Genomic DNA, 14,940 nt, shown 5'->3' with positions numbered 1-14,940 from the left:
CGATGGGGGTCGGTCCATGACGGAGCACACCACGGCGACGGCCGAGCGGACGGCGGTCGGGCTGGGGGCGGCCGAGCAGGCAGCGGCACCCGGACCGGCGGACCCGCCGCCGCCCGTCCCGCTGCGGCGCAACCTGCGGTTCCAGGCCCTGTGGGCCGGCACCTCCTGCGCGACCCTCGGCCTGATGATCGGCGAGACCGCCTTCCCCCTGCTGGTGCTCGCCCTCACCGGCTCGTCCACCGCCGCCGGAGCCTTCGGCGCCGTCCAGATGACCGCCACCCTGCTGCTCGGCGTGCACGGCGGCTCGGTCGCCGACCGGTGGGACCGCCGCCGGGTCCTGGTCGCCTCCGACGCCGTCCGGCTGCTGGCCCTGGCCAGCGTCCCGGTGGCCCTGGCACTCGACCGGCTGGCCCTGGCCCACCTGCTGGTGGTCGCCGCACTGGTGGGCGCGACCATCGCCTACAGCGGCCCGGTCCGGCTGCTGGCCCTGCGCTCGGTGGTCGCGCCGGAGCAGCTGTCGCAGGCGCTCGCCCAGGACGAGGCCCGGATGAGCGGCGCCGCGCTGGCCGGCCCGCCCCTGGCCGGGTTCCTGTTCGGACTCGGCCGCTCGGTGCCCTTCCTCGGCGCCGCGTTCGCCTCGCTGGTCGCGCTGATCACCGCACTGCTGGTGCGCTTCCCGGCCGGACCGGCGGCCGCGGCCGGGCAGCCGAGCCGCGCGGGCCAGGACGCGCAGGACGGGCAGGACGCGCAGGAGGAGCAGGAGGACGAGGGCGGCGCGCTGGCCGGCTTCCGCCTCCTCGCCGCCTCCCCGCTGCTGCGCCCCGCACTGGCCGTCCTGCTGGTGATCAACCTGACCGGGGCGGCACTGCTGCTGCCCGTCATGGTGCTGCTGCGCGAACACGGCACCAGCAGCGGCGGGATCGGTCTGGCGCTGGCCGGCGAGGCGGTCGGCGCGCTGGCCGGGGCGACCCTGGTCTCCCGGCTGCACCGGCTGGCCGGCCCCGGGGTGCTGCTGCTCGTGGTGGCCTGGACCGCCGTGCCCGTCCCGCTGGCACCGCTGCTGCCCGGCGGGGCGGTCACCGTGTTCGCCGCGCTGTTCCTGGTCGGCGCGGGCGTCCCGGCCCTGCGGGTGATGCTCGACCTGCTGGTCTTCCGTCAGGTGCCGGACCGGCTCCGCGGCCGGGTGATCGCCGCGACCATGACCCTGCTCACCGCCGGGATGCCGGCCGGCTCCTTCGCCGCCGGCCTGCTGCTGGACCGCTTCTCCCCCGCCGTCACGCTCGCCGCGATCGCCGCCCTGCTCGCCGCCGCCCTGCTGCCCGCCACCGCGAGCCGCACCCTGCGCCGCGCCACCTGGCCCGCCGCCGCGCCGGTGTGAGCCCAGGGCTGAACGCCGGTCACCCGCACGGCCGCCCGCCGCATGCGGCGGGCGCGGCAACCGGGTGAACTGGCCGGGTACGGCCCGCCGCCGGGGCTCCCTCCCCGGCGCCCCGCTCCCCCGCGCAGCCGACCGGGGCCGTACCGGAGGAGGACCGATGAGTGCCACGGACGCGCCCCCGCCCGGCCCCGGCGGCGAGGCCGGCCCCGGGGGTACGACCGGCCCCGGGGGTGAGGCCGGCCCCGCCACCCGGGAGCGCGGCGGCTCGGTGGCCGGCCGACTGGCCGCCGCGCCGCGGATGTCCTGGATCACCCTCGCCCTGATGACCACCAGCTCGGTCGCCAGCCTGCGCTCCGCCCCGACCATGGCGGTGTACGGGCTGGCCTGCGTCTTCCTCTACCTCGTCCCCGCGGTGGTGTTCCTGCTGCCGACCGCGCTGGTCTCCGCCGAGCTGGCCTCCGGCTGGGAGGGCGGCGTCTACCGCTGGGTCTCGGAGGGCCTGTCGAAGCCGCTGGGCTTCCTGGCCGTCTGGTGCCAGTTCGCGATGACGATCTTCTACTACCCGTCGCTGCTGGCCTACGTGGCCTCGACCATCGCCTACGTGGTGAACCCCCGGCTGGCCAGCAACGGCCCGTACACCGCGGTTGTGATCATGGTGCTGTACTGGACCGGCGTCTGGGTCTCCTCGCGCGGGACGAAGGCGGTCGCCGGACTCTCCTCGATGGGCCTGGTGATCGGCACCCTGATCCCCGGCACCCTACTGGTGGTGCTCGGCTTCGTCTTCCTCGGCGAGGGCAACTCCTCCGCCGCCCCGATGGACGCCTCGCACCTGTTCCCGCAGTGGACCGGGCTGGCCAGCCTGGTGCTGATCGTCAACAACTTCCTCAGCTACTCCGGCATGGAGATGAACGCGGTGCACGTCTCCTCGCTGCGCGACCCGGCCAGGGAGTTCCCGCGGTCGATGTTCACCGCCTCCGCGATGGTGCTGGCGATCTTCATCCTGCCGGCGCTGGCGATCAGTTGGGTGGTGCCGTCCAGCGAACTGAGCCTCACCGCCGGGGTGATGCAGGCCTTCGACGCCTTCTTCCAGTACTTCGACATCGGCTGGCTCACCCCGGTCATCGCGGTGGCCCTGATCGCCGCCTCGCTCGGCGGCATGCTGACCTGGCTGGCCGGGCCCTCCAAGGGCCTGCTGCTGATCTCCCGTCAGGAGGGCTACCTGCCGCCGTTCCTGCAGAAGCTCAACCGCGAGGGCGTCCAGCAGAACCTGCTGGTCTCCCAGGGCGTGGTCACCACCGCCATCGCCCTGCTCTACGCACTGATCCCGAACGTCTCCAGCGCCTACTGGATCTTCTCGGTGATCACCACCCAGGTGTACCTGATCGTCTACCTGCTGATGTTCAGCGCCGCGATCCGGCTGCGCCGCACCCAGCCGGACCACCCGCGCGGCTACCGGGCCCCGGCCCTGGTGCCGATCTGCGTGATCGGCCTGCTCGCGTCGGCCGCCGCGATGGGCATCGGCTTCGTGCCGTCCTCGCAGTTCGGCAGCGGCAGCGTCTGGTCGTACATCGGGATCGTCGGCGGCGGCCTGCTGCTCCTCGGGCTGGTCATCCCCCTCCTCTTCCTGCGGCTGCGCAGGCCGAGTTGGCGCTCGCCCGAGGCGGCGGCCGAGCTGGCCGCCCAGGAGGCGCAGGAGCTGCGCCGGACCGAAGGGGGTACGACGTCATGACCACCGGCCTGATGGCCTCCCGCCACCGCTGGATCTACCTCGGCTCGATCGTGCTGCTGGTCGCGATGCTGGTCACCGGCCTGCTGTCGTTCACCCAGCTGCACGCCACGAACCTGGCGAACGAGAAGGCCGGGGAGCTCGCCACGCGGCTGGGTTCGGCCGGCTACCCGGTGCCCACCCGGGACCAGATCACCCACACCCTCGGCGAGGACGGCGGCGCGGTCTGCGCCGACCCGGCGAACGCGCTCAACCAGGCGCAGTGGACGTACGGGATGTCCAACGGCGCGGGCGGGCCGGGCCAGCGCCCGGTGCTCTCCGACCGCGAGGTGGTCAAGGCCGAGGCGATCGTGCTCTCGGTCTACTGCCCGGACCGGCTCGCCGCCATCCAGGACAAGATCGACGACCTCGACCTGCGCGACACCGTGCGCAAGTAGGAGCCCCAGATGACCGACGAACTCGCCCGGCGGATCGACGGGTTGATGCCCCGCGCGTGGGCCGACCTGGCCGAGCTGGTGGCCATCCCGTCCGTCGCCGACCCCCGGCAGTACCCGCCGGAGAAGTGCCGGGAGGCCGCCGAGTGGGTCGCCGACGCCTTCACCGGGGCCGGCCTGCGCGACGTCCACCTGGAGGAGACCCCGGACGGCAGCCACGCCGTGGTCGGCCACCGCCCGCCCCCGCCCGGCGCCCCGACCGTGCTGCTGTACAGCCACTACGACGTCCAGCCCCCGCTGGACGAAGCCGCCTGGACCTCCCCGCCGTTCCGGCTCACCGAGCGCGACGGCCGCTGGTACGGGCGCGGCGCCGCCGACTGCAAGGGCAACATCGTCATGCACCTCACCGCGCTGCGGGCGCTCGGCGAGGACGTCCCGGTCGGCCTCAAGCTGGTGGTCGAGGGCTCCGAGGAGCAGGGCACCGGCGGCCTGGAGCAGTACGTGCCCCCGCACGCCGGGGAGTTGCACGCGGACGCCCTGCTGATCTGCGACACCGGCAACGCCGCCGTCGGCGTGCCCACCGCCACCACCTCGCTGCGCGGGGTGGTCACCGTGGTGGTCGGCGTCGAGGCGCTCACCGGCGACGTCCACTCCGGCATGTTCGGTGGCCCCGCCCCGGACGCCCTGGCCGCGCTGGTCCGGATGCTGGACTCGCTGCGCGACGCCGACGGCGGCACCCGGATCGAGGGCCTGGACTGCACCGGCAGCTGGAGCGGCGTCGGCTACGACGAGGGCGCCTTCCGGACCGACGCCGGGGTGCTGGACGGCGTCCGGCTGACCGGCTCCGGCACCGTCGCCGACCGGCTCTGGGCCCGCCCCGCCGTCACCGTCCTCGGCATCGATTGCCCGCCCGTGGTCGGCTCCGCGGCCGCCGTCCCGGCCACCGCCCGGGCCCGGGTGAGCCTGCGGGTGCCGCCCGGCACCGACGCCCGCGCCGCCCAGGACGCGCTGGTCGCCCACCTGGAGGCGGCCGCACCCTGGGGCGTCCGGGTCACGGCGGAACGGGAGAGCGCCGGCGCGCCGTTCCGGGCCGACACCGGCGGGCCCGCGTACGCCGCGCTCGACAAGGCCGCGCAGGAGGTCTACGGCAAGCCGCTGTCCTTCCTCGGCCAGGGCGGCTCGATCCCGCTCTGCAACGTCCTGGCCACCACCTTCCCGGCGGCGGAGCTCGTACTGATGGGCGTCGAGGAGCCGCGCTGCCTGATCCACGCGCCGAACGAGAGCGTCGACCCGGAGGAGATCCGGCGGATGGCCCACGTCGAGGCGCTGTTCCTCCGGCACTTCGCCAACAGCCGCTGACCATGGCGCAGTTGCGGGAAGTCGGCCACCATCGAAGGAGCCGACGTCGAACGACCCGCCAACGGACGACCCGACGCCGAAGGACCCCGAGGAGGAGCAACCGTGCCCCGTCCGTTCACCACCGAGGACCACGCCGCCCGGATGGCCCGGGCCACCGCCGAGGCGACGGCCGCCGGGCTGGCCGGCCTGGTGGTCGCCCCCGGCCCCGACCTGAGCTACCTGTGCGGCTACCGGCCCACCGCCGTCACGGAGCGGCTCACCGCCCTCGTCCTCGCCCCCGGCCGCCGCCCCGCGCTGATCGTCCCCAGGCTGGAGCGCCCGGACGCCGAGAAGGCGCTCGGCGCCCCGGCCGTCGAGCTGCTCGACTGGTCCGACGGCGAGGACCCGTACGCCACCGCCCGCCCGCTGTTCGAACCGGCCGGGCGCTACGGGATCTCCGACAACGCCTGGGCGATGCACCTGCTCGGCCTCCAGTCCGCCCTGCCCGGCAGCGGTTTCACCTCGCTCACCGAGGCGCTGCCGATGCTGCGCGCGGTCAAGGACACCGAGGAGCTGGAGCGCCTGGCCGCGGCCGGCGGCGCGGCGGACGCCGCCTACCGGGGCATCCTGGAGGTCGGCTTCGCCGGCCGCCGGGAGACCGACGTCGCCGCCGACCTCGGCGCGCTGCTGATCCAGTACGGCCACAGCCAGGTCGACTTCACGGTGGTCGGCTCCGGCCCCAACGGCGCCAACCCGCACCACGAGGCCGGGGACCGGATCATCCGCACCGGGGACACCGTGGTGCTGGACTTCGGCGGCCTCAAGGACGGCTACGGCTCCGACACCACCCGCACCGTGCACGTCGGCCCGGACGTCCCGGACGAGGTGCGGCAGGTGCACGACCTGGTCCGGCTCGCCCAGCAGACCGCCTTCGAGGCGGTCCGGCCCGGAGTGAGCTGCCAGGAGATCGACCGGATCGCCCGACGGGTGATCACCGACGGCGGGTACGGCGAGCACTTCATCCACCGCACCGGCCACGGCATCGGGATCACCACCCACGAACCGCCGTACCTGGTCGAGGGCGAGGAGCGGCCGCTGGTGCCCGGCATGTGCTTCTCGATCGAGCCCGGCGTCTACCTGCCCGGCCGGTTCGGGGTGCGGATCGAGGACATCGTCACGGTGACGGCCAACGGCGGACGACGCTTCAACAACACCCCGCATGAGCTCGGTGCCGTCGCCTGACCGGGGCGGCGAGGCCGCTCCGCCGGACCGTTCGTCCCCGTCACGGGACCTTCGTCCGCCAAGATTTGACCCAACCGTGCGATTTTCTTACGAGCCGGTCATCGTTCGCCCAGAGTCCTCCAAGCTTGCGTTGCTAGTTTCGCTGAACATGACGAAGCTGCTGAGCCCGGCCCCGCCGACCCCGGTGCGGGCCGGACGTCTGCGTCCCGTGACCGAACGCAACCGCCGGGGAGGCCTGGCCAGACTGCGACTGCTGGCCTGGCCGGCCTACCTCACCGCCTTCGTCTGGTTCCTGGCCACCCAGGGCATGGCCTTCGCCAACGACGTGGTCTTCCTCTGGCTGATCGGCGCCCTGCTCACCGCCGCCGTCCACAGCGGACACGGCCCCCGCGGCTTCCTGCTGGTGCTGCGCGACTGGGTCCCGGTGATGGCCGTGGTCTGGGCCTACTCGCTGCTGCGCGGCTACGGCGCCCACACCCCCTGGGCCCCGCACTGGCTGCCCCAGCTGCGCTTCGACGAGGTGCTCGGCTTCGGGGAGACCTGGACCGTACGGCTCCAGCACGCGCTCTACACCCCCGGCTCGCCGCACTGGTACGACTACGCGGCGACGACCGTCTACCTCTCGCACTTCCTCGTCGTGTTCGTCCTGCTCGCCGTCCTGTGGCGGCGCTCCCACCAGCGCTTCCGCCAACTGCTCGCCTGCTACTTCACGCTGACCTTCGCCGGCTTCGCGACATACCTGCTCTACCCCGCCGACCCGCCGTGGCTGGTCGGCCAGCAGGGCAACATGCCCGAACTGCACCGGGTGGTCTGGGAGACCATCTCGAACACGGGCCTGCCGCAGGCCGACTCGCTGCTGGAGAACGGCAGCCAGTTCGCCAACGACGTCGCCGCGATGCCCTCGCTGCACTCCGCCTACCCGGCGATGCTGCTGTTCCTGTTCTGGCCCACCGCCCGGCCCTGGCTGCGCGCCCTGCTGGTCGCCTATCCGCTCGCCATGGCGTTCACCCTGGTCTACGGCGCCGAGCACTTCATCATCGACATCCTGGCCGGCTGGACGTACGCCGCCGTGGTGGTGTTCGGCCTGCGGTGGCTGCGCGACCGCCGCACCGCGCGGACGGCGGCCAGGGCAGAATCGGCCGGGTGCACTCCCAATCCGTGAGGGGAATCCCGACACCGATGAAGCCGACCCCCGAGCAGCTGCGGGCCGCCCAGGACACCACCATCCCGGACGTCACCGGGCCCGGGCTGCGGGTGCTGTTCTGCGGCATCAACCCTGGCCTGTGGTCCGGGGCCACCGGGCACCACTTCGCCCGGCCGGGCAACCGCTTCTGGCCCGCCCTGCACCGCTCGGGCTTCACCGGGCGCCAGTACCGCCCGGACGAGCAGGACGAACTGCCCGCCCTCGGCCTCGGCATCACCAACGTCGCCCCGCGCACCACCGCCAAGGCGGACGAGCTCACCGCCGAGGAACTGCGCGCGGGCGGCGCGGCGCTGCGCGAGCGGGTGCTGCGGCTGCGGCCGCGCGTCCTCGCGGTGCTCGGCATCGGCGCCTACCGGACGGCCTTCGGGCAGCGCCGGGCCGCGATCGGACGCCAGCCGGAGGGCATCGGCGACACCGAGGTGTGGGTGCTGCCCAACCCCAGCGGCCTCAACGCCCACTACACCCTGGACGCGCTGGCGGCCGAGTTCCGCGCCCTCCGGGAGAGCCTCGACGACTGATCGGGCCGACCGGGCCGACCGGGCCGACCGCCCGAGCCGCCTGGGCCGACCGGCCGGGGCGACCGGTCAGGCCGCCGTCAGCCCGGCGGGCAGCGGCAGCTCGCGCAGTTCGCGGATCAGCGCCCGGACGGCCGCCGTCCCGGCCAGCTCGGGGGTGGTGACGTACCCGACGAAGCGGCTGGGCGGCCGCGGGCCGAGGTCGGTGACGGCCAGCCCGGGCGGCGCGCCGAGCAGGGCCGTCCGGGGCATCACCGCCATGCCGAGGCCCTGGGCGACCAGCGAGAGCGCCACCGTGTCGTCCTCCGCGTCGACGGTCGCGGGCGGCAGCCAGTCCTGCCGCCGCCACCAGTCCCTGGTGTACGAGCCGCAGTTCTCCGCCCAGTCCACCAGCGGCAGCCGGCGGGGCTCCGGGTGGCCCTGCGGGTGGGCGAGGGCGTACGACTCCCGGTACAGCCGCACCGCGACCAGCCCGGGCACGGACGGCGGACCACCCGCGTCCAGGGTGGCCAGCCCGAGGTCGGCGCGCCCGTCCGCGACCTCCCCGGCGGTGCCCCGGCCAAGCTCCCGGACGATCCGCACCCGCGGGGTGAGCCCCGGGTGCTCGGCGGCGAGCCGGGCCAGGACGGGCGGCAGCAGGTTGGCGGCGGCACTGCGGAAGGCCGCGATCCGCAGCGTGCCGGTCAGCGGCCCCGCCGGGCCGGCACCCGCGCCCCGCACCTCGGGGCCCATCACCGCCAGCAGCCGCAGGATCCGGCGGGCGTAGCCGACCGCCCGCGCGCCGGCCTCGGTGGGGCGCGCGCCGTGGCGCCCGCGGTCGAAGAGCACCGCGCCGAGCTTCCGCTCGCAGGCGCGCACGGCGTGCGAGACGGCGGACTGGGTGGTCTCCAGGCGCGCGGCGGCCGCCGTGAAGCTCAGCTCCTCGTCGACGGCGACCAGGACGCGCAGCTCGTGCGGGGCGAGTTCGGTCATGCGGCGAACCTACCTCCCATCGAATCCGCTCATGGAAGGCGCCGGTCCATCGCCGCCGGCCCCTGCCCGGCCGCGCCCCCGCTTCCTACGGTGGTCAACGTCCCCGCCGACCTCCCCGTACGGAGCACCGCCGATGTCCCGTCCCACCGCCCGCGCCGTCCACCTGGTCTCCCGCCCCTCGGGCGCGCCGAGCGCCGAGAACTTCGCCTTCGTCGAGGTGACCGTCCCGGCGCTCGCCGCCGGCGAGGCCCTGGTCGAGAACCTCTACCAGTCCGTCGACCCGTACATGCGCGAGGAGATGGACGAGGGCGGCTGGCAGCTGCACGCCCCGCTGGAGGGCCGCACCCTCGGCCGGGTGGTGGAGTCCCGGGCCGACGCGCTGCCGGTCGGCGCCCTGGTCTCCCACCGGCAGGCCTGGCGCACCCACTCGGTGGTGACCGGCGACCGGGCCGGCCTGCTGCCCCACTTCGCGGGTGTCCCGCTCACTGCCCACCTCTCGATCCTCGGCGGCACCGGGCTGTCCGCCTGGGTCGGCCTGACCAGGATCGCCCGGCTCCAGCCCGGCGAGACCCTGTTCGTCTCGGCCGCGGCCGGCGGCGTCGGCACCGCCGCCGGCCGGATCGCCCGACTGCTCGGCGCCGGCCGGATCATCGGCAGCGCCGGTTCGGCCGCCAAGGTCGCCCACCTCACCGAGCACCTCGGCTTCGACGCCGCCTTCGACCACCACGACGGCCCGATCGCCGACCGGCTGCGCGAGGCCGCCCCGGACGGACTGCACGTCTACCTGGACAACGTCGGCGGCACGCACCTGGAGGGCGCGATCAGCGCGATGCGCGACCACGGCCGGATCGCCTGGTGCGGCGCCGTCGCCCAGTACAACAACCCGCTGGACCCGCCGCCCGCGCCGCGCAACCTCTACGACGTGGTCGGCAGGAGCCTGCGTCTGGAGGGCTTCCTGGTCCGCGACCACCTGGACGCCCGGCCCGAGCTGTACGACCTCGCCGTCCCGCACCTGCGCTCCGGCGCCCTCGTCCCGGACGAGACCGTCGTGGACGGCTTCGACCACGTGGTGGACGCCTTCCTGGGCGTGCTGCGCGGCGCCAACACCGGCAAGATGATCGTCCGGATCTGACCCCGGGGCCCAGGCAGGGCGGCGGCTAGGGCCGGACAGGCCCTAGAGGGGGGTGACGGCCTTCAGCACCACCAGCAGCGCCACCGCCGCGTTGAGCGCGCACAGCGCCGAGGCCGCCGTGCCGACCGCGGCCACCATCGCCGCCAGGCCCGCCGGGGTCTTGGCCGGCGGCCAGTTGCGGGCCGTCGGCACCGGGCCGAGCAGCGCGGCCACCCGGCGCGGCACCGGGCCGGGCGCCGGGGCCGGGGCGGCGAAGGCCGCGAAGCCGGGCACCGGGGCGGCGTGCGAGACCAGGGCCGCCCGGGCCACCGCCCGGGCCGTGATCCGCCGGTCGCCCACCGCCTGGGCCGACTCCTCGTCCGCCCAGCGCTCGGCACTGAACGCCACCGCCGCCTGCAACGGCCGCAGGAAGGGGTTGACGCAGGCGGCGAGCTGGGTGGTCAGCAGGTAGCGGTGGTGGCGGTGGCGCAGGTGCGCCCGCTCGTGCGCGAGCAGCGCCTCCCGCTCGTCCTCGGCCAGCCCGGCCAGCATCCCGGTGGAGACCACCACCCGCCCGGGCGAGCCGGGCAGCGCGTAGGCGTACGGGCTGCGGTCCGGCAGCACCGCGAGGTCACCGGCCTCGGCCGGCGCCTCCGGCAGTCCGGCCAGCGCCCGCCGGGCCCGGGAGCGGACCCGCAGGTGCCGCACGACCGTCCGGGAACAGGCGAAGCCGACCAGCACCAGCAGCCACATCGCGGCGGTGCCGACCGTCTCGTGGTACGGCAGCGCGTGCCGCACCTCCGGGTCGGACCAGCTGTCCGGCAGCGGGTTGCCGGGGATCTGCGCGGTGCCCACCACGCCGATCAGCCCGAGGCAGAGCACGCTGCACACCGCCATCACGGCGCTGATCACGGTCATCAGCCGGGCGGCACCGCGCGGGTGCAGGTGCTGCTCGGTCAGCCGGGCGATCGGCACCGCGGTCAGCGGCAGGATCAGCGGGAGGAAGACGAAGAAGCCCACGGGTCAGCTCTCACGGTCGGCCGCTGCGGGCTCCGCGGACGCGGCGTCCAACAGCGCCCGCAGCAGTTCCTCGTCGTGCGGCAGCAGCGCGGTGACGAAGCTGGCGAGGACGGCGTCCCGGTCCGCCTCGCCGTCGAGCATCCGGCGCATCCGCAGCGCGGCCAGCCCGGCGGCGTCGGCGGAGGCCTGCCACAGGTAGGAGCGGCCGGAGCGGCTCCGGGAGACGGCGTTCTTGGCGTGCAGCCGGGACAGGATGGTCATCACCGTGGTGTACGCCAGGTCGCCGTCGATGCGTTCCTGGACCCACCCCGCGGTGGCCGGGCCGGGCGCCCGCTGGAGCACCGCCAGCACCTGCGCCTCCAGCTCGCCCTGACCACGCCGTCGGGTCGGCGCGTCCCCGGACGCCGGGGCGTGCCTCTCGTCTGCCATGACGGCCCACTCCCTCCGGATGCCGCTCCCCGGACCGACGCGGGGCGCGGGGCCATCCTAACGAGCCGACGCCTCCTCAGGACGGCCCAACGCGAGGGTTCGGGCCCGCACCACCGAACGGCCCGGGGCGAGGACCCGGCAACGGCCCGAGAGACAGGCCCTACGCCCGGGCCCGCTGGGTGACCGCGATGCAGCCCAGCACCACCACGGCCGTCACCGGCGCGGCCACCGGCAGCTCCTCCCCGAGCAGCAGCACCGACCAGACCAGCGTCAGCAGCGGCTGGGCGAGCTGCAGCTGGCTGGCCCGCGGCACCCCGATCGCCGCCATCCCCCGGTACCAGCACACGAACCCGCCGAGCTGGGAGACCGCCGCGATGTACGCCAGTCCGACCAGCGCCTTCGCGCCGAGCCGGACGGGCTCGGCGGACAGCCCGTAGGCGGCGGTCAGCAGCATCACCGGCGCCGCGGCCACCACCGCCCAGGCGATCACCCGGGCGCCCGGGAGGTCCCGGGAGAGCCGCCCGCCCTCCGCGTACCCGGCCGCGCAGACCAGCACCCCGGCGAACAGGTAGAGGTCGGCGACGGTCGGCCGGCCGTGGCTCTGCAGCAGGGTGAAGCCGAGCACGGCCGCCGCCCCGGCCAGCGCCGCCGCCCAGAACGCCCGGGACGGCCGGCGGCCGGTGCGCAGCGCCGAGGCCACCGCCGTGGCCAGCGGCAGCAGGCCGATGACCACCGCCGAGTGGGCGGTCGAGGAGGTCCGCAGGGCGAGCGTGGTGAGCAGCGGGAAGCCGATGACGCAGCCGGCCGAGACCACCAGCAGGCCGGGCCACTGCCGGGCCGTCGGCAGCGGGGCGCCGGAGGCCAGCAGGTAGAGCCCGGCGAGCAGCCCGGCCAGGGCGCCGCGCAGTCCGGTCGAGGTCCACGGGCCGAAGCCGTCGAGGGACCACACGGTGGCCGGGAAGGTGAGCGAGAAGGAGGCCACCCCGAGGGCGGCGAGGGCCGTTCCGGAGGCGGTGCCGGGGGCGCCCGCCCCGGGTGCTATCGCCGCGGGCCGGGTAGCGCTATCTTGTGCCGTCATGAACGAGCGTAGCAGCGTGGCCGAACTCGCCGAAAGCCTCCGGCGGGAGGTCGAGCGCTACCCGGAAGGGCGAAAGCTGCCGTCCAGCCGGGCCCTGATGGAGCGCCACCAGGTCAGCCCGGTGACGGTCTCCCGCGCCATCGCGGTGCTGGTCGCCGAGGGGCTCGTGGTCTCCCGGCCTGGCGCCGGGGTGTTCCGGGCCGCGGCCTTCGCCGCGGCCCCCGACTCCCCGGCAGCCCCGGCCGCCCGGCCCGGCGACCTGTCCTGGCAGGAGGTCGCGCTCAGCGCCGACTCCGGCCCGCGCGACCTGCTGGCCGCACCGGTGTTCGCCACCCTCCAGGTGCCGCCGCCCGGCGTCATCGACCTCAACGGCGGCTACCCCCACTCCTCGCTGCTGCCCGAGCGGCTGCTCGCCGCCGCCCTCGCCCGGGCCGGCCGCCGCCCGGGCGCCTGGGACCGGCCGCCCACCGACGGCCTCACCGAACTGCGCGGCTGGTTCGCCCGCGACATCGGCGGCCACGCCGGACCGATCAGCGCCGGGGACGTCCTGATCACCTCCGGCGGGCAGGGCGGCCTGACCGTGGCGATGCGCTCGCTGGCCGCGCCCGGCTCGCCGGTGCTGGTCGAGTCGCCGACCTACTCGGGCATCCTCGCGGTGGTGCGCGCGGCCGGGCTGCGGCCGGTGCCCGTCCCGGTCGACGCCGACGGCGTCCGCACCGATCTGCTGGCCGACGCCTTCGAGGCCACCCGGGCCCGGGTGTTCGTCTGCCAGCCGCTGTTCCAGAACCCCACCGGCGCGGTGCTCTCGCCCGCGCGCCGGGCAGAGGTGCTGCGGATCGCCCGGGCCGCCGGGGCGTTCGTGGTCGAGGACGACTTCGCCCGGCTGCTGGTCCACGCGGACGCCCCGGCGCTGCCGCGCCCGCTGGCCGCCGACGACCGGGACGGGGTGGTGGTGCACCTGCGCTCCCTCACCAAGGCCGCCTCCCCCAACCTGCGGGTCGGCGCCCTCACCGCGCGCGGCCCGGCGCTCGCCCGGCTGCGGGCCACCCAGGTGGTGGACAGCTTCTTCGTGCCCCGGCCGCTCCAGGAGGCGACCCTGGAGCTGGTCTCCGACCCCGGCTGGGCCCGTCACCTGCGCACCCTCGGAGCCGAACTGCGCGACCGCCGCACCGCCGCCGTGGCCGCCCTGCACCGGGAACTGCCCGGTGTGCTCGGCGCCCACCGGCCCGGGGGCTACCACCTGTGGCTGCGGCTGCCGGACGGCACCGACGACGCCGCCCTGGTCGCCGCCGCCCGGCGCCGGGGCGTCCAGGTCACCCCCGGCCGGCCGTACCACGCCGCCGAACCCCCGGCCCCGAACCTGCGGCTGAGCTACGCCGCCGCCGACGGCCCCGCCCAGGTCGCCGAGGGCATCCACCGACTGCGGACGGCCTACCAGGAGTCGACCGGCTGACCGCGTTTCGACCCCGACCCCGACCCCGACCCCGACCCCGGCCCCGGCCCCGCGCGGCGGCCGCTACGCCCGGTACCCGGCCATCCGCTCCAGCCGCGCGATCCGCTCCGCCATCGGCGGGTGGGTGGAGAACAGCCGCGCACCGGCCTCGCCCGGCCGGAACGGGCTGGCGATCATCATGTGGCTCGCCGTCTGCAGCTGGGGCTCCGGCGGGAGCGGCAGCTGGCGGGTACCGGCGTCGAGCTTGCGCAGCGCACTGGCGAGGGCGAGCGGGTCGCCGGTGATCCGGGCGCCGTCGGCGTCGGCCTGGTACTCGCGGGAGCGGCTGACGGCCATCTGGATCAGCCCGGCGGCGATCGGCCCGAGGACCATGATGGCGAGCATCCCGAACAGCCCGGGGCCGTCGTCGTCCTCGCTGCGGCCGAACGGGATCAGCCAGGCGAAGTTCACCAGGAACATCACCACCGAGGCCAGCGCCCCGGCGACCGAGGAGATCAGGATGTCCCGGTTGTAGACGTGGCTGAGCTCGTGTCCGAGCACCCCGCGCAGTTCGCGCTCGTCCAGGATCTGCAGGATGCCCTCGGTGCAGCAGACCGCCGCGTTGCGCGGGTTGCGGCCGGTGGCGAAGGCGTTCGGGGCCGGCGTCGGGGAGATGTAGAGCCGGGGCATCGGCTGCCGGGCCGAGGTGGAGAGCTCGCGCACGATCCGGTACAGCCCGGGTGCCTCGAACTCGCTGACCGGCCGGGCCCGCATGGCCCGCAGCGCGAGCTTGTCGCTGTTCCAGTAGGCGTAGGCGTTGGTCCCGAGGGCGACCAGCAGGGCGATCACGAAGCCGGTCCGGCCGAAGAAACCGCCGATCACCAGGATCAGTGCCGAGAGGCCACCGAGCAGGACGGCGGTCCTCAGTCCGTTGTGCCGGCTGTGCACGTCAGGCCCTCCAGTGGTGCGGTGGGGAAGCCCTTTCTGCCTCGTCCCTCTTGCCCGCTCAACGGGCGGGCCCCGGGACCTTGTTCCCTTGTGACCGACGCGACACCCGGTCG

General features: G+C 75.3%; 14 protein-coding genes. 9 read left to right on the top strand and 5 right to left on the bottom strand.

Annotated features, from left to right (window positions below):
• Positions 1-16 precede the first annotated feature (16 nt).
• The 7 genes from ACFY2K_RS01525 (at position 17) to mug (ending at position 7,840) form a co-directional block, all read left to right on the top strand.
• Positions 17-1,378, top strand: a complete 1,362-nt coding sequence (locus tag ACFY2K_RS01525) for an MFS transporter (RefSeq protein ID WP_387709146.1) — start codon at positions 17-19, stop codon at positions 1,376-1,378.
• 157 nt (positions 1,379-1,535) lie between these two features.
• Complete coding sequence (locus ACFY2K_RS01520; protein WP_380586155.1) at positions 1,536-3,107, top strand: APC family permease; 1,572 nt, start codon at positions 1,536-1,538, stop codon at positions 3,105-3,107.
• Positions 3,104-3,541, top strand: coding sequence for a hypothetical protein (locus ACFY2K_RS01515; RefSeq protein ID WP_375881922.1), 438 nt, complete (start codon positions 3,104-3,106; stop codon positions 3,539-3,541). Before ACFY2K_RS01520 ends, ACFY2K_RS01515 begins: the two co-directional genes overlap by 4 nt.
• 9 nt (positions 3,542-3,550) lie before the next feature.
• On the top strand, positions 3,551-4,897 hold the full coding sequence (locus tag ACFY2K_RS01510) for a dipeptidase (RefSeq protein ID WP_380529200.1): 1,347 nt from the start codon (positions 3,551-3,553) through the stop codon (positions 4,895-4,897).
• A gap of 141 nt (positions 4,898-5,038) precedes the next feature.
• On the top strand, positions 5,039-6,118 hold the full coding sequence (locus ACFY2K_RS01505) for an aminopeptidase P family protein (protein WP_375882347.1): 1,080 nt from the start codon (positions 5,039-5,041) through the stop codon (positions 6,116-6,118).
• Positions 6,119-6,266: 148 nt separating this feature from the next.
• The gene (locus ACFY2K_RS01500) at positions 6,267-7,280 is read left to right on the top strand and encodes a phosphatase PAP2 family protein (RefSeq protein WP_375881916.1); all 1,014 of its coding nucleotides are present in this window, start codon (positions 6,267-6,269) and stop codon (positions 7,278-7,280) included.
• A gap of 17 nt (positions 7,281-7,297) precedes the next feature.
• Entirely contained in the window at positions 7,298-7,840 is a 543-nt protein-coding gene (mug, locus tag ACFY2K_RS01495) for a G/U mismatch-specific DNA glycosylase (protein WP_375881914.1), read from the top strand.
• A gap of 66 nt (positions 7,841-7,906) precedes the next feature.
• On the opposite strand, the gene ACFY2K_RS01490 is transcribed toward mug, so the two are convergent.
• Positions 7,907-8,809: a LysR family transcriptional regulator gene (locus tag ACFY2K_RS01490; protein ID WP_387709143.1), complete on the bottom strand. Its 903-nt coding sequence runs from the start codon at positions 8,807-8,809 to the stop codon at positions 7,907-7,909.
• Positions 8,810-8,942: 133 nt separating this feature from the next.
• Here ACFY2K_RS01490 and ACFY2K_RS01485 point away from each other — a divergent pair, with 133 nt between their 5' ends.
• The gene (locus ACFY2K_RS01485) at positions 8,943-9,941 is read left to right on the top strand and encodes an NADP-dependent oxidoreductase (protein ID WP_387709141.1); all 999 of its coding nucleotides are present in this window, start codon (positions 8,943-8,945) and stop codon (positions 9,939-9,941) included.
• 42 nt (positions 9,942-9,983) lie between these two features.
• On the opposite strand, the gene ACFY2K_RS01480 is transcribed toward ACFY2K_RS01485, so the two are convergent.
• From ACFY2K_RS01480 to ACFY2K_RS01470, 3 genes are all read right to left on the bottom strand, one after another.
• Entirely contained in the window at positions 9,984-10,940 is a 957-nt protein-coding gene (locus ACFY2K_RS01480) for a M48 family metalloprotease (protein WP_375881907.1), read from the bottom strand.
• 3 nt (positions 10,941-10,943) lie between these two features.
• Positions 10,944-11,369 (bottom strand): BlaI/MecI/CopY family transcriptional regulator, encoded by a 426-nt coding sequence (locus tag ACFY2K_RS01475; protein ID WP_375881905.1) that lies wholly within the window; start codon positions 11,367-11,369, stop codon positions 10,944-10,946.
• A 160-nt stretch (positions 11,370-11,529) separates the two neighbouring features.
• Positions 11,530-12,447, bottom strand: coding sequence for a DMT family transporter (locus ACFY2K_RS01470; protein ID WP_375881903.1), 918 nt, complete (start codon positions 12,445-12,447; stop codon positions 11,530-11,532).
• Here ACFY2K_RS01470 and ACFY2K_RS01465 point away from each other — a divergent pair.
• A complete protein-coding gene (locus ACFY2K_RS01465) occupies positions 12,446-13,900 on the top strand; it encodes a PLP-dependent aminotransferase family protein (protein ID WP_387709138.1) in 1,455 nt (484 codons plus the stop codon). The two genes, ACFY2K_RS01470 and ACFY2K_RS01465, sit on opposite strands and share 2 nt — an antisense overlap.
• 63 nt (positions 13,901-13,963) lie before the next feature.
• Here the strand turns inward: ACFY2K_RS01465 and htpX are convergent, their stop codons facing one another.
• A complete protein-coding gene (htpX, locus tag ACFY2K_RS01460; RefSeq protein WP_387709137.1) occupies positions 13,964-14,827 on the bottom strand; it encodes a zinc metalloprotease HtpX in 864 nt (287 codons plus the stop codon).
• Between the last annotated feature and the right edge of the window lie 113 nt (positions 14,828-14,940).

It is taken from the genome of Kitasatospora sp. NPDC001309 (genome assembly GCF_042896295.1).
GTDB lineage: Bacteria > Actinomycetota > Actinomycetes > Streptomycetales > Streptomycetaceae > Kitasatospora.
This window is presented reverse-complemented; position numbering and strand designations above follow the sequence as displayed.